The organism is Ochrobactrum teleogrylli (genome assembly GCF_006376685.1).
Classification (GTDB): Bacteria; Pseudomonadota; Alphaproteobacteria; order Rhizobiales; family Rhizobiaceae; genus Brucella; species Brucella teleogrylli.
This window is the reverse complement of record NZ_VEWL01000006.1, coordinates 230719-243826: the sequence shown is the minus strand read 5'-3', so window position 1 is coordinate 243826 and position 13108 is coordinate 230719. Positions and strand designations below refer to the sequence as shown.

Here is a 13108-nt window from a genome sequence, read left to right as displayed (position 1 = left end):
CGGTCATGGATGAAAGAGAAGTCGATCACCGCATCGATCTTGCGAAGCAGATGATCTTTCGGGACCAGTTGATCGAGCGTCACCATCTCGAGCGCGGTCTGTTCTGCGGCTGGTTTCTTCAACATGACCCAGAGAATCACAAAACCCCCGGCATAGCCAGGGGTTTGTCAGCAGGCTGAGGCCGGGGAAACCCGGCCTTATCATTTTAAGCGGCGTGAGCCGAGCGGCTGTCATCGGGCGCTTCTGCCCGTTCATCAAGACCGTAGTCGCGAACCACGCTGGCGACCCGCAAGCGGTAGTTTTCAAAGACACCGCCACGACCCTGTGCCTGTGCAATGCGATGCGAGGGCAGGTTGCGCCATGCGCGGACGGCGTCTTCATCGCGCCAAAATGAGAGCGACAGCAGCTTGTCCGGCTCCACGAGGCTCTGGAAGCGCTCGATTGAGATGAATCCATCGATGCGGCTGAGATCGTCCCGTAGGCCCGCCGCTATATCCAGATATTGTCCGCGCCGCTCGTCATCGGCGGGCCAGACTTCAAAGATGACCGCGATCATGGTTTTACCAGCTCCGCATGCGGTCCCGATTGCAGCTTGAGGAACATGCGATCCTCAGATCGGATGAATTGTTCCCGGCGCGCAAATTCGTAGTTTTCGCGTCCGAGCGGATCGGCGGCCAGTCGCGCGCGATAGGCTTCATATGCGGCAAGGGTTTCCAGCGAATAAACGCCATAGGCCGTGGTAGCAGAGCCTTCATGCGGCCCGAAATAGCCGATCAGTTGCGCGCCGCAACGCGGAATGGCTTGGCCCCAATTGCGCGCATATTCCGCAAAGGCATCCGCTTTGAATGGGTCGATCTGGTAGCGGATGAAACAGGGGATCATGCGGGGTCTCCTTGATATGTATGCTTTCAATGAGGACACTGTAGCGGTTGAAACGCAGGCATAGTTCGGTTAGCATCGAAGTATGAAAGATGGACCGATCATAGCATCCGTCGCTGCTCTTCTCGGCGATCCGGCACGTGCAAACATGCTGACGGCGCTGATGGATGGACGCGCCTTGACCGTCAGCGAGCTGGCGTCTGCGGCGGGCGTCACCTTGCAGACTGCCAGCGGGCATCTGGCCAAGCTCGATGCGGCCAATCTGTTGATTGCTGAAAAGCAGGGGCGTCACCGTTATTTCCGCCTATCGGGCGCGGATGTGGCGCAGGTGCTGGAAGGGCTGATGGGCCTTGCCCAGCGAACGGGGGCGGTGCGCGTGCGCACGGGGCCGAAGGAGGAGGCATTGCGCAAGGCGCGCATCTGCTACGATCATCTCGCGGGCGAGCGTGGGGTCGAGATGCTCGATGCCGCGCACAGGCTTCGCCTCATCGATAATGCCGAAGAACCCGTGCTGACGGATGAGGGCAAATCGTTTTTCACCTGCCTGGGTGTGGACGTAACGGCGCTGGAGGATGGCAAAAGACCGGTGTGCCGCCATTGTCTCGACTGGAGCGAACGGCGCAATCATCTGGGTGGTGCGCTTGGCGCGGCGCTTCTGAAGAATTTTATCGCGCGTGGTTGGGCCAGACGCGCCGAGGGGCGGGTGATCGCCTTTTCACCCACCGGCGCGCAAGCCTTCAAAAACGCTTTCTCAATTGAAGCGCAGCCGACTTGAAGTCGACACCTTAGCTCGCGGCCTTGACGGCAGCGTCATCCAGTTCAGCTGCACGTTTTGCGGCAGGACGGGCTTGCAGCCGTTCCCAATAGGCATCAAATGCCGGGCGGTGCGGCAAGCTTCCGAACATCATGCCCCAGCCTATATGAGAACCGACATAGACATCGGCTGCCGTGAAGCGATTGCCGGTAATATAGGGATGGCGCGATACCGCCTTTTCCAGTGTGGCGACGACGCTGTCGTAATTGCCATAGCCCATCATGCGCTCGCGCTCTGGCGGCACTTCAAAGCCCATGGAGCGGTTTGAAAGCGCGGCTTCCAATGGTCCTGCAGCAAAAAACATCCAGCGATAGAAATCGGCGCGCTCGTCGGGATGGGGCGCAAGTCCTGCTTCCGGAAAGGTGACAGCCAGATAAGCGCAGACGGCTGCGGCTTCGGTGACGATAGCTTCGCCGTGGCGCAATGCGGGCACTTTGCCCATGGGGTTGACGGCACAAAATTCAGGGCCTTTCATCGGAGGGCCAAAATCGAGAATTTGAACGTCGTAGGGCTTGCCCGTCTCCTCCAGCATCCAGCGGGCGATACGTCCACGCGACATGGGATTGGTGAAAAGCGTCAGGTCAGCCATTTTATCCTCCTTGAATGGACGGATGCAGAATGCGCGTTTTCCCATATGAAGCAAATCAAAAAGAAAACGGCGGGAAAACCCGCCGTTTCGCATTCTTATGAAAGCTGCTGCTGATTAAGCAGCCATTGCCTTCTTGAGGTTTTCATCGATCTTGTCGAGGAAGCCGGTGGTGGAGAGCCACGGCTGATCCGGACCGATCAGAAGCGCCAGATCCTTGGTCATGAAGCCGCTTTCCACGGTGTCGACGCATACCTTTTCCAGCGTGTCGGCAAAGCGCTTCAGCTCGGCATTGTCGTCGAGCTTGGCGCGATGTGCGAGACCACGGGTCCATGCGAAGATCGAAGCGATCGAGTTGGTCGAGGTTTCCTCGCCCTTCTGATGCTGGCGATAGTGACGGGTCACGGTGCCGTGTGCAGCTTCAGCTTCAACGGTCTTGCCATCCGGCGTCATCAGAACCGAGGTCATCAGGCCGAGCGAGCCAAAACCCTGAGCCACGATATCCGACTGAACGTCGCCGTCGTAGTTCTTACAAGCCCAGACATAACCGCCCGACCACTTGAGCGCCGAAGCGACCATGTCGTCGATAAGGCGATGTTCGTACCAGATCTTCGCTTCCTTGAACTTCTCGGCGAATTCGGTCTGGTAGACTTCTTCGAAGATGTCCTTGAAGCGACCGTCATAGGCCTTGAGAATGGTGTTCTTGGTCGAGAGATAGACCGGGTAGTTGCGCTGCAAGCCGTAGTTCAGCGAGGCGCGTGCGAATTCGCGGATCGATTCGTCGAGGTTGTACATGGCCATTGCCACGCCAGCCGCCGGAGCCTGATAGACTTCGTGTTCGATGGTTTCGCCGTCTTCACCGACGAACTTGATCGAAAGCGTGCCCTTGCCCGGGAACTTGAAATCGGTCGCGCGGTACTGGTCGCCGAATGCATGACGGCCAACGATGATCGGCTGGGTCCAGCCCGGCACGAGGCGCGGAACGTTCTTGCAGATGATCGGCTCGCGGAAGATCACGCCGCCGAGAATGTTGCGGATGGTGCCGTTTGGCGACTTCCACATCTTCTTGAGCTTGAATTCTTCAACGCGCGCTTCATCGGGGGTGATGGTTGCGCACTTTACGCCGACGCCGTGTTCCTTGATGGCGTTTGCTGCATCGATGGTGACCTGGTCATTGGTCGCATCGCGGTTTTCAACCGACAGATCGTAATATTTCAGATCGACGTCGAGATAGGGATGGATCAGCTTGTCCTTGATGAACTGCCAGATGATGCGGGTCATCTCGTCGCCGTCGAGTTCAACGACTGGGTTCGCAACCTTGATTTTTGCCATGGATGAAGCCTCTTTTTAAATGCGTCTTGAATGCGTTGGGCCCCTATAGCACCCGCAGGGAATAAGGCAAAGCTCTCAGGCCTCATTCTTTGGCCTATAGGTGGAATTGGCAGTCAAAAAATTGCGAAGGGCGGGGTCAGGCTGCGTGGTGCGTTGCCGGCTCGCTGTTGCGTGGCTTCTTCCAGTTCTCCTGCTGCTGGCGGTAATTTTCCTGTTCGCGCGCCAGAATGGCGTCAGCGTCGAGCGCGGAAATGGCGGCTGCCTTGTCGGTCGGCACGAGGCCGTTCAGTTGCAGGGAAAGATAGCGCCCGCAGCAGACGCGTAGGAAAGAGGCGAAATTGTCGAGGTCGTGGCCTTCTTCGCGGGATTCGCCATAAAGCTTGCTGATCAGTCGGCTCACGCTGAGACCGTCGCGGGAAGCAACATCTTCCAGTGTCCACCAGAAGAAGTTTTCAAGCCTAACGCTGGTGACGACGCCATCAATGCGCAGTGAGCGTGTTACGCTCTGCCAGAGTTCTGGATTGGCACCGATGAACAATCTGCACATGATTTTCTCCCGGATAAAGCTCCGTGGATAGTGTTGCGCAATATGAAGCTGCCTGCAACCGGATGATGATTGCAGGCAATATCCATTATGCTCAAGCGTGCGTGATCTTGGTGCCGAGCACGGCGAGGAACTGCGATAGCCATGCCGGATGAGCGGGCCATGCGGGCGCGGTGACGAGGTTTCCGTCTGTTACGGCTTTATCGACGGGAATATCGGCATAGGTGCCACCGGCGAGTTCGACTTCCGGGCGGCAAGCCGGATAGGCTGAACAGGTGCGGCCCTCCAGCACGCGGGCGGCTGCAAGCAGCTGGGCGCCGTGGCAAACGGCGGCGACTGGTTTGTTTGCTTCGAAGAAGTGTTTTACGATCGCAATCACCTTGTCGTCGAGCCGCAAATATTCCGGCCCGCGACCACCAGGAATGACCAGCGCGTCATAATTTTCAGCCTTCACATCGGCGAAACTGGCATTCAGCGTGAAATTATGGCCGGGCTTTTCCGAATAGGTCTGGTGACCTTCGAAATCGTGAATGGCGGTCGCGACCTGATCTCCCGCTTTCTTGCCGGGGCAAACCGCGTGAACCGTGTGGCCGACCGCAAGCAGGGTCTGGAACGGGACCATGGTTTCATAGTCTTCGCCGAAATCACCGCACAGCATGAGAATTTTTTTACCGGACATGGCTTCCTCCCTGAATCCTGATTTTCCGTGCGGTTAATCTGGCATGGATGCGGTGAGGGCAGGTGTTATTCAGATACTACACCTGTTTTTTGCGGACGAACGTAAGGGGAATCTTTGCGATTTTACGTCAATTATGTCAGGGAAACGCCACGATTATATCTATGACGGAAAGCATCATGGCAGGAACAGACAAGCAGCGCCCCTTTATCGCGGAAGGACCGGCAATCGTGCTGGTGGAGCCGCAATTGCCGGAGAACATCGGCATGGTGGCGCGTGCCATGGCGAATTTCGGTCTGGCTGAATTGCGGCTCGTCAATCCGCGTGAGGAGTTTCCCAGCGAAAAGGCGAGGGCCGCCGCCAGCAAGGCCGATCATGTCATCGATAATGCGGTGGTTTATGACGACCTGCCGTCGGCGATTGCCGATCTCAATTTCGTCTATGCCACCACGGCGCGTGAACGCGATGGCTTCAAGCAGGTGCGCAGCGCCGTCGAAGCGGGCAATGAGTTGCGTAGGCGTTTCAAGACCGGCGAAAAGACGGGCATTCTCTTCGGTCGTGAACGCTTCGGTCTCAGCAATGAAGAGGTTGGGCTTGCCGATGAGTTGGTGACTTTTCCGGTCAATCCAGCCTTCGCCTCGCTCAATATCGCACAGGCCGTGCTGCTCATGTCCTATGAGTGGATGAAGTCCGGTCTCGAGACCGAGACGGAAACGGTTTTCCGTGGACCAGAGATGGAGCTTGCGCCGAAGCACGAATTGCAGGGCCTGTTCAACCATCTGGAAGAAGCCCTTGATGTCAGAGGCTATTTCCGGCCAGAAGCGCGCAAGGAAATTATGGTCAATAATCTGCGCGCCGTGCTGACGCGGGCCGGTTTCGCCTCAGCCGAACTAAAGCTCCTGCGCGGGGTTGTCACCTCGCTTGATGTGTTTACGCCCAAGAAGCCGCGTGGCTCCGGCGCGCCGGAAGGTCGCGCCCGCAAGCCCGCTCCAGAGGATAAGGCAGAATGAAAGACGCGCCCGTCGCCAGCTTTTCCGCTTCCGCAACAACCGACAACGAAAGACCTATATTGGTCTTCGACAGCGGTATCGGCGGTTTGACGGTGTTGCGCGAGGCGCGGGTGCTGATGCCGGACCGGCGTTTCGTCTATATCGCCGACGATGCCGGTTTTCCCTATGGCGGCTGGGAAGAAGAGGCGCTTCGGGCGCGTATCGTTGAACTGTTCGGCGGTTTCATCGCAACGCACAATCCTGAAATCGCGGTCATCGCCTGCAATACGGCCTCGACATTGGTACTGGACGATTTGCGCCGCGCCTATCCATCGGTGCCTTTTGTGGGGACCGTGCCTGCGATCAAGCCCGCCGCCGAGCGCACATCGTCGGGGCTGGTTTCCGTGCTGGCGACGCCGGGCACCGTGAAGCGCGCGTATACCCGCGATCTCATCCAGTCTTTCGCCTCGCAATGCCATGTGCGGCTGGTCGGCGCCGACCGGCTGGCGAGCGTTGCCGAGGCGCATATTCGCGGTGAGGAGATCGATGAAGCGCTGGTCGTGGAACAGATCGCGCCGTGCTTCATTGAGAAGGATGGCAACCGCACGGATATCGTGGTGCTTGCCTGCACCCACTATCCGTTTCTCGCCAATGTGTTCCGCCGTCTGGCACCATGGCCGGTGGATTGGCTCGATCCGGCGGAAGCGATTGCGCGCCGCACCGTATCGCTGCTGACGCCGCGCAAGGGCGATGTTGAATTGCATCACCACGACGATCTTGCGGTCTTCACCTCACAGAAGCCGGATTATGCCATCCGCAGGCTGATGCAGGGATTTGGGCTGCAATTCGCATAAGATATCATGCTTAAGGCCTTGTATTTTCCTGATCTTACGTGATCATGCTTGTGATCCGTCGATAAGGAAAAAGAGATGACCGGCACGATACCGCAGATCAAGCTTCCGTCAGGTCAGAACGTTCCAGCGCTGGGACAAGGCACCTGGTATATGGGTGAGAACGCCGGAGAGCGTCACCATGAGGTTGAGGCGCTTCGATACGGTATCGAGCTTGGCATGACGCTGATCGACACGGCGGAAATGTATGCCGATGGCGAAGCTGAGGAAGTTGTCGGCGAAGCCATAACAGGTCGCCGCGACGACGTGTTTCTGGTGAGCAAGGTTCTGCCTTATAACGCGTCCCGGAGTGGCACGGTCGAGGCCTGCGAGCGCAGTCTGGAACGTCTCGGTACGGATCGCATCGATCTTTATCTCCTGCACTGGCGCGGGCGTCATCCGCTGGCTGAAACAATTGCTGCTTTCGAGGAATTGCAACAGGCAGGCAAGATCGTCGCTTGGGGTGTCAGCAATTTTGATACAGGCGATATGAAAGAACTGTTCAGCGTCACGGGCGGTCAGGCTGTCGCGAGCAATCAGATTCTCTATAATCTCACACGGCGCGGGCCAGAATTCGACCTCATGCCCTGGTGCGGTCAGCATGGCATTCCGCTGATGGCCTATTCGCCTATAGAACAGGGCCGTTTGCTCGGCAATCGCGCTTTGGCGGAGATCGCTGCGGAATATAGCGTGACGCCTGCGGCGGTGGCGCTGGCATGGACCATGCGCAAGGGCAACGTGGTTGCTATTCCAAAATCATCGAACCTGCATCATGTTCGCGACAACAGAAAAGCCGCAGATTTGCGACTTTCTGAAGAGCAATTGGCGCGTCTTGACCGCGCCTTTGCGCCGCCTTCGCGAAAAGTGGCGCTGGAGATGCTTTGAAATGGCTCTGTGATTGAATCAAAGAGCCGTTTTAAGCTGTTGTTTATAATCAATTTTCACAGGGTGTGGCTAGCGGGCGTCTTTCTTCGCCTGTTTGACACCTGCGGTCTTGCGGTTACGCCCGCGATCGGCAAGCCGCGTGAAAGTGCTGTACTTTTCATTTGGAATATTTCGCATACCGAAATGGGCATGACGCGTATTGAAGGTTTTGGCAGCCTTTTCGCTGGCGAGCTTTGCTGCAAGCGCTTTCTGGGCGTTGGCGATCAGATCGCTGGCAGCTGCCATCTGTTCACGGCGCTCGACTTCGCCATTGATGCGCGCCACGGCAGTCGCGAGAACGGCAACCTTCAGGTGGGAGCCTTCATCGGCCTTTGAAGCCGTCGCGCCACGGGCCGCCGATTTGCCGCGCATTTCACGGCGGCGCTGGTTGGCTTGATCGCGCGCCTTCTTGCGGCGCTCGCGGATCAGCTTTGCCAGTTGGGTGAGTTCCTCGTCGGACACTTCCTGCAAATGCGGATGCTGGGTCTTTTCCACCAGCTCCTTCTCTTCTGCATTGAGCGCGCGCGCCTGGTCCTTTCTGCTGACGGCCATGGGACATCCTTTCCTTGAAAAGCAATTTCCGCAAAAATCCCTATAGGGATATAGGCTCGGCTTTTGTCCGGGGAAGAGCGTCGTTGAAGTTTTCGTGTCACGCTTTTTATAGCGGTGTTCCGGCGGGCCGGCATGGAACTATTACGACCGATTTCCGTTATCCCGCAGTCGGAGAAAGCGCGGAGATCAGCATATGGAAATCGTCGAAACCCGCATCGGCTCGATAGGCGGCTTCAAGCTCTACACGGTCGAGTTTATTGCCGAGGGTGATGAAAAGGTATCCGTGATTTTTGAAAACGAAACCGGGGTGGAGTTGAATCGCGACGATGCAATTCGGCGCGCGGCAGCCAAGCTTGGTGCGGCGCTCGGCGTTGCGTCCATGGAATGTGGAATTGAACCCGACACCTTGCTGACGCGCCCCAGCGCAAGGCGGGCAGGTGACCGGGCCGAACTGGAACGTCAGCTGGAGGAAGGGCTGGAAGATACCTTTCCCGCGAGCGATCCGGTTTCGGTGACGAGTTCCGCGATACCGGCATCCGCGGACCCGAAGTCGTAAGGCGATACAAAGAGAAAAGCCGAAGCGTATGCTCCGGCTTTTCATGTTCATAAAATGAATCGCTTTTTTGATTTAACGCTTTGATAAATCAGAGATTGCGGCGTTTTCCTTCCAGAATGTCCAGAACCGCACGGGCACAATCCAGCACATTTGAGCCGGGTCCGAACACGGCGGCAACGCCGTGGTCGAACAGATATTGATAGTCCTGACGCGGCACCACTCCACCGCAAACCACGACGATGTTTTCAGCACCCTTGGCTTTCAGCGTTTCGACAAGCTGCGGCAGCAGGGTCTTGTGACCGGCAGCCAGCGACGACACCCCAATGACGTGCACGTTCGACTTGATGGCCATATCAGCCGCTTCGTCGGGTGTCTGGAATAATGGTCCGGCCAGAACTTCGAACCCGATATCGCCGAAAGCTGACGCGATGATCTTGGCGCCGCGGTCATGCCCGTCCTGTCCAAGCTTGGCGACCATTACCTTTGGCGTTTCGCCGCTCTGCTTGGAAAACTCCTCCAGCCGCGACACCAGCGTCTGATATTCAGGCTCGTCCTGATAGGCATCGCCATAGACCTTGCGGATGACTTTCGGTTCTGCGGCGTGGTCGCCAAAAGCGCGGCGCATCGCATCGGAGATTTCGCCGACCGTGGCGCGAGCGCGGGATGCCTCGACGGCTGCGGCAAGAAGATTGCCTTCACCGCTCGTGGCCACCTTTTCGAGTTCGGCGAGGGCGGCTTCGACCTTTGCCTTGTCGCGGTTCTGGCGAATGCGCTCGATGCGCGCGATCTGCGACTGACGCACGGCGGTATTGTCGATTTCGAGAATGTCGATCTCGTCTTCCTGTTCCAGCCGGAACTTGTTGACGCCGACAATGACTTCCTCGCCCTTGTCGATGGCAGCCTGACGCTTGGTGGCGGCTTCCTCGATCAGCCGCTTCGGCAGGCCGCTTTCGACGGCCTTGGTCATGCCGCCCAGTTCTTCCACTTCCTCGATCAACGCCCAGGCCTTCTCGGCCAGTTCGTTGGTCAGGCTTTCGATGTAATAGGAGCCGGCCAGCGGATCGACCACCTTGGTCACGCCGGTCTCGTTCTGGAGAATGAGCTGCGTGTTGCGGGCGATGCGAGCGGAAAATTCCGTCGGCAAAGCAATGGCTTCGTCGAAAGCGTTCGTGTGCAGCGATTGCGTGCCGCCAAGGGCCGCCGACATGGCCTCGAATGCCGTGCGCACGACATTGTTGTAGGGGTCCTGTTCCTGCAAAGACACGCCAGAGGTCTGGCAGTGGGTGCGCAGCATCAGGGAACCCGGCTTTTTCGGCTCGAATTCCTTCATGATGCGCGTCCAGAGAAGACGGGCTGCGCGCAGCTTGGCGATTTCCATGAAGAAATTCATGCCGATGGCGAAGAAGAACGATAGGCGACCGGCAAAGTCATCGACATTGAGGCCTTTTTGCAGGGCCGCACGCACATATTCGCGCCCGTCGGCCAGCGTGAAGGCCAGTTCCTGCACCAGCGTCGCGCCAGCTTCCTGCATGTGATAGCCGGAAATGGAAATCGAGTTGAACTTCGGCATTTCCGTCGCCGTATAGGCGATGATATCCGCAATGATCCGCATGGAGGGTTCGGGCGGATAAATATAGGTGTTGCGGACCATGAACTCCTTGAGAATGTCGTTCTGGATGGTGCCGGAAAGCAGGTCGCGAGAGACACCTTGTTCTTCGCCTGCAACGATGAAATTGGCGAGGATCGGGATCACCGCGCCATTCATGGTCATCGACACGGAAACCTTCTCAAGCGGGATACCATCGAAGAGGATTTTCATGTCTTCGACGGAGTCGATGGCCACGCCCGCCTTGCCGACATCGCCGACGACACGCGGATGGTCGCTGTCATAGCCGCGATGGGTGGCAAGGTCGAAGGCGACGGACACGCCCTGCTGTCCGGCGGCGAGCGCCTTGCGGTAGAAGGCGTTGGATGCCTCAGCGGTGGAAAAGCCGGCATATTGGCGGATGGTCCACGGACGTCCGGCATACATGGTTGCCCGCGGGCCACGCACGAACGGTTCGAAACCGGGCAGGCTGTCGAGATGGCCGACATTTTGCAGGTCGTCCACCGTATAAAGCGGCTTCACATCGATGCCTTCCGGCGTATGCCAGACAAGGCTATCCGCCGGGCGCTTCAGTTCCTTTTCGGCCAACGCTTCCCAATCCGCACGGGTTTTCTGCGTCATTGGCTTATTCTCCATCCCATATCGTCCTCATGCCCAGCTTCCCCGTCCTTCGAGACGCACCCTGCGGGCGCTCCTCAGGATGAGGAAAGCTTGCACCTGCACCTTGAGCCGGTGCAAAGCACCGCGTTGCAGGCTTATTCGAATTCCATAATCAGTTCGTCGACGGCAAGGCTTTCTCCGGCCTTGACGGCAACGCGCTTGACGGTGGCGCGACGTTCGGCGCGCAGCACGTTTTCCATCTTCATGGCCTCGACCGTCGCAAGTGGTTGTCCGGCTTCCACCGTAACGCCTTCCTCTGCCAGAATCGAGGTGATGACGCCCGGCATCGGGCAGAGCAACATTTTCGATGTATCCGGCGGCAGCTTGACCGGCATCAGCTTTGCCAGTTCCGCGATGCGGGGTTTTCGCACATGCACGGTCAGGTCCATGCCGCGCCAGCGCAGACGCCAGCCGGAGCCCGCGCGGGCGACCTTCACGCTCACCGGCTTGCCGCCGACGGTGAATGTGGCGAGTTCGCGCCCTGGATGCCAGTCGCTGGCAATGGTGAGGCTGCCGCCATCGGCGAAATTCACCGTTGCGCCGCCTTCGCCGTCGGCAAGGCGAACCGGCAGAAGATGGTCGCCGATCTTGACCACCCAGTCGTTGCCGGGCTTGAGGTCCTGCCCGGAAAGACGACCGGAAATCTGTCCGTCGCGGGTGACAACGGTGAGATTGATATGGGCAGCGACTGCAGCCAGAAGGCGCGCATCATCTTCCGATGGCGCAACACCCGAGAAACCATCCGGATATTCCTCTGCGATGAAGGCCGTGGTCAATGCACCGGCTCTGAAGCGCTGGTGGTCCATGACGGCGGACAGGAATGGCAGATTGTGGCCGATGCCTTCCACTTCGAAGGCGTCGAGCGCGTTGCCCATCGCGTCGATTGCGGCAAGGCGATCCGGCCCCCAGGAGCAAAGCTTGGCGATCATCGGATCGTAATACATCGAGATTTCGCCGCCCTCGAACACGCCGGTATCGTTGCGGATGACCGTTCCGTCGTCGCGACGACCTTCCACCGGAGGCCGGTAACGGGTAAGGCGACCGATGGAGGGCAGGAAGTTGCGATACGGGTCTTCGGCATAGAGACGGCTTTCCATGGCCCAGCCGTTGAGCTTCACGTCGGCCTGACCAAAGCGCAGCTTTTCACCGGCGGCAACGCGGATCATTTCTTCCACGAGATCAATGCCGGTAATGAGTTCCGTCACCGGATGCTCCACCTGCAAACGCGTATTCATTTCGAGGAAATAGAAATTGCGGCTGCCATCGACGATGAACTCAACCGTACCGGCGGAAAAATACCCAACCGCCTTGGCAAGTGCGACGGCCTGTTCGCCCATGGCCTTGCGGGTCGCTTCGTCGAGGAAGGGTGAGGGCGCTTCCTCGATCACCTTCTGGTTTCGGCGCTGGATGGAACATTCGCGTTCGCCGAGATAGACGACATTGCCATGCTGGTCGCCAAGCACCTGAATTTCGATATGGCGCGGCTGCGTGACGAATTTTTCAATGAAAATGCGGTCGTCGCCGAAGGAGGCTTTTGCCTCGTTGCGCGACAGTTGAAAGCCTTCGCGGGCTTCGTCGTCGTTCCACGCAATACGCATGCCCTTGCCGCCACCACCGGCAGACGCCTTGATCATCACCGGATAGCCGATGGAACCAGCGATCTTCACCGCTTCGTCAGCGTCTTCGATCAGGCCCATATGGCCGGGCACGGTGGAAACGCCCGCTTCCGCCGCCAGCTTCTTGGAGGTGATCTTGTCGCCCATCGCATCAATGGCGTTCACCGGCGGTCCGATGAAAGTGACATTGGCCGCCTTCAGCGCTTCGGCAAAACGTGCATTCTCCGACAGGAAGCCATAGCCCGGATGCACGGCGTCCGCCCCGGTCTGCCTGATGGCATCCAGAATCTTGTCGATGACGATATAGGACTGGTTTGACGGCGCCGGACCGATATGCACGGCTTCGTCAGCCATTTTCACATGCAGCGCATTGCGGTCGGCATCGGAATAAACCGCAACCGTAGCAATGCCCATCTTCTTTGCGGTCTTGATCACACGGCAGGCGATTTCGCCGCGATTGGCAATGAGGATTTTCTTGATCATC

14 protein-coding genes are annotated in these 13108 nt (G+C 58.2%); 5 read left to right on the top strand and 9 right to left on the bottom strand.

Annotated features, from left to right (window positions below; translation table 11 throughout):
• Positions 1-205 precede the first annotated feature (205 nt).
• Both FIC94_RS12380 and FIC94_RS12375 read right to left on the bottom strand, forming a co-directional pair.
• Positions 206-556, bottom strand: coding sequence for an antibiotic biosynthesis monooxygenase family protein (locus tag FIC94_RS12380; protein ID WP_140025073.1), 351 nt, complete (start codon positions 554-556; stop codon positions 206-208).
• Entirely contained in the window at positions 553-882 is a 330-nt protein-coding gene (locus FIC94_RS12375; protein ID WP_140025072.1) for an NIPSNAP family protein, read from the bottom strand. The genes FIC94_RS12380 and FIC94_RS12375 overlap by 4 nt, the downstream gene beginning before the upstream one ends.
• A gap of 82 nt (positions 883-964) precedes the next feature.
• Here FIC94_RS12375 and FIC94_RS12370 point away from each other — a divergent pair, with 82 nt between their 5' ends.
• Complete coding sequence (locus FIC94_RS12370; RefSeq protein WP_140025071.1) at positions 965-1654, top strand: ArsR/SmtB family transcription factor; 690 nt, start codon at positions 965-967, stop codon at positions 1652-1654.
• Positions 1655-1664: 10 nt separating this feature from the next.
• Here FIC94_RS12370 and FIC94_RS12365 read toward each other — a convergent pair whose 3' ends face one another.
• From FIC94_RS12365 to FIC94_RS12350, 4 genes are all read right to left on the bottom strand, one after another.
• Complete coding sequence (locus FIC94_RS12365; protein ID WP_109369205.1) at positions 1665-2282, bottom strand: glutathione S-transferase family protein; 618 nt, start codon at positions 2280-2282, stop codon at positions 1665-1667.
• A gap of 114 nt (positions 2283-2396) precedes the next feature.
• Positions 2397-3611 carry an NADP-dependent isocitrate dehydrogenase gene (locus FIC94_RS12360; protein ID WP_109369204.1) on the bottom strand — a complete coding sequence of 405 codons (1215 nt, stop codon included), beginning with the start codon at positions 3609-3611 and terminating at the stop codon, positions 2397-2399.
• A 136-nt stretch (positions 3612-3747) separates the two neighbouring features.
• Positions 3748-4158, bottom strand: coding sequence for a ribbon-helix-helix domain-containing protein (locus tag FIC94_RS12355; protein WP_140025070.1), 411 nt, complete (start codon positions 4156-4158; stop codon positions 3748-3750).
• A 91-nt stretch (positions 4159-4249) separates the two neighbouring features.
• Complete coding sequence (locus FIC94_RS12350) at positions 4250-4834, bottom strand: DJ-1/PfpI family protein (RefSeq protein WP_109369202.1); 585 nt, start codon at positions 4832-4834, stop codon at positions 4250-4252.
• A gap of 176 nt (positions 4835-5010) precedes the next feature.
• Between FIC94_RS12350 and FIC94_RS12345 the strand changes: the two genes are divergently transcribed.
• From FIC94_RS12345 to FIC94_RS12335, 3 genes are all read left to right on the top strand, one after another.
• Complete coding sequence (locus tag FIC94_RS12345; RefSeq protein ID WP_140025069.1) at positions 5011-5841, top strand: RNA methyltransferase; 831 nt, start codon at positions 5011-5013, stop codon at positions 5839-5841.
• The gene (gene murI, locus FIC94_RS12340) at positions 5838-6674 is read left to right on the top strand and encodes a glutamate racemase (protein WP_140025068.1); all 837 of its coding nucleotides are present in this window, start codon (positions 5838-5840) and stop codon (positions 6672-6674) included. The genes FIC94_RS12345 and murI overlap by 4 nt, the downstream gene beginning before the upstream one ends.
• Positions 6675-6749: 75 nt before the next feature.
• Positions 6750-7595, top strand: a complete 846-nt coding sequence (locus tag FIC94_RS12335; protein WP_140025067.1) for an aldo/keto reductase — start codon at positions 6750-6752, stop codon at positions 7593-7595.
• A gap of 69 nt (positions 7596-7664) precedes the next feature.
• Here the strand turns inward: FIC94_RS12335 and FIC94_RS12330 are convergent, their stop codons facing one another.
• Positions 7665-8186 (bottom strand): hypothetical protein, encoded by a 522-nt coding sequence (locus FIC94_RS12330; RefSeq protein WP_140025066.1) that lies wholly within the window; start codon positions 8184-8186, stop codon positions 7665-7667.
• Between the two features lie 193 nt (positions 8187-8379).
• Here FIC94_RS12330 and FIC94_RS12325 point away from each other — a divergent pair, with 193 nt between their 5' ends.
• Entirely contained in the window at positions 8380-8742 is a 363-nt protein-coding gene (locus tag FIC94_RS12325; protein WP_109369198.1) for a hypothetical protein, read from the top strand.
• Positions 8743-8830: 88 nt separating this feature from the next.
• Here FIC94_RS12325 and scpA read toward each other — a convergent pair whose 3' ends face one another.
• Both scpA and FIC94_RS12315 read right to left on the bottom strand, forming a co-directional pair.
• The gene (gene scpA / locus FIC94_RS12320; RefSeq protein WP_140025065.1) at positions 8831-10969 is read right to left on the bottom strand and encodes a methylmalonyl-CoA mutase; all 2139 of its coding nucleotides are present in this window, start codon (positions 10967-10969) and stop codon (positions 8831-8833) included.
• Between the two features lie 134 nt (positions 10970-11103).
• On the bottom strand, positions 11104-13107 hold the full coding sequence (locus tag FIC94_RS12315; protein ID WP_140025064.1) for an acetyl-CoA carboxylase biotin carboxylase subunit: 2004 nt from the start codon (positions 13105-13107) through the stop codon (positions 11104-11106).
• Position 13108: the final 1 nt, after the last annotated feature.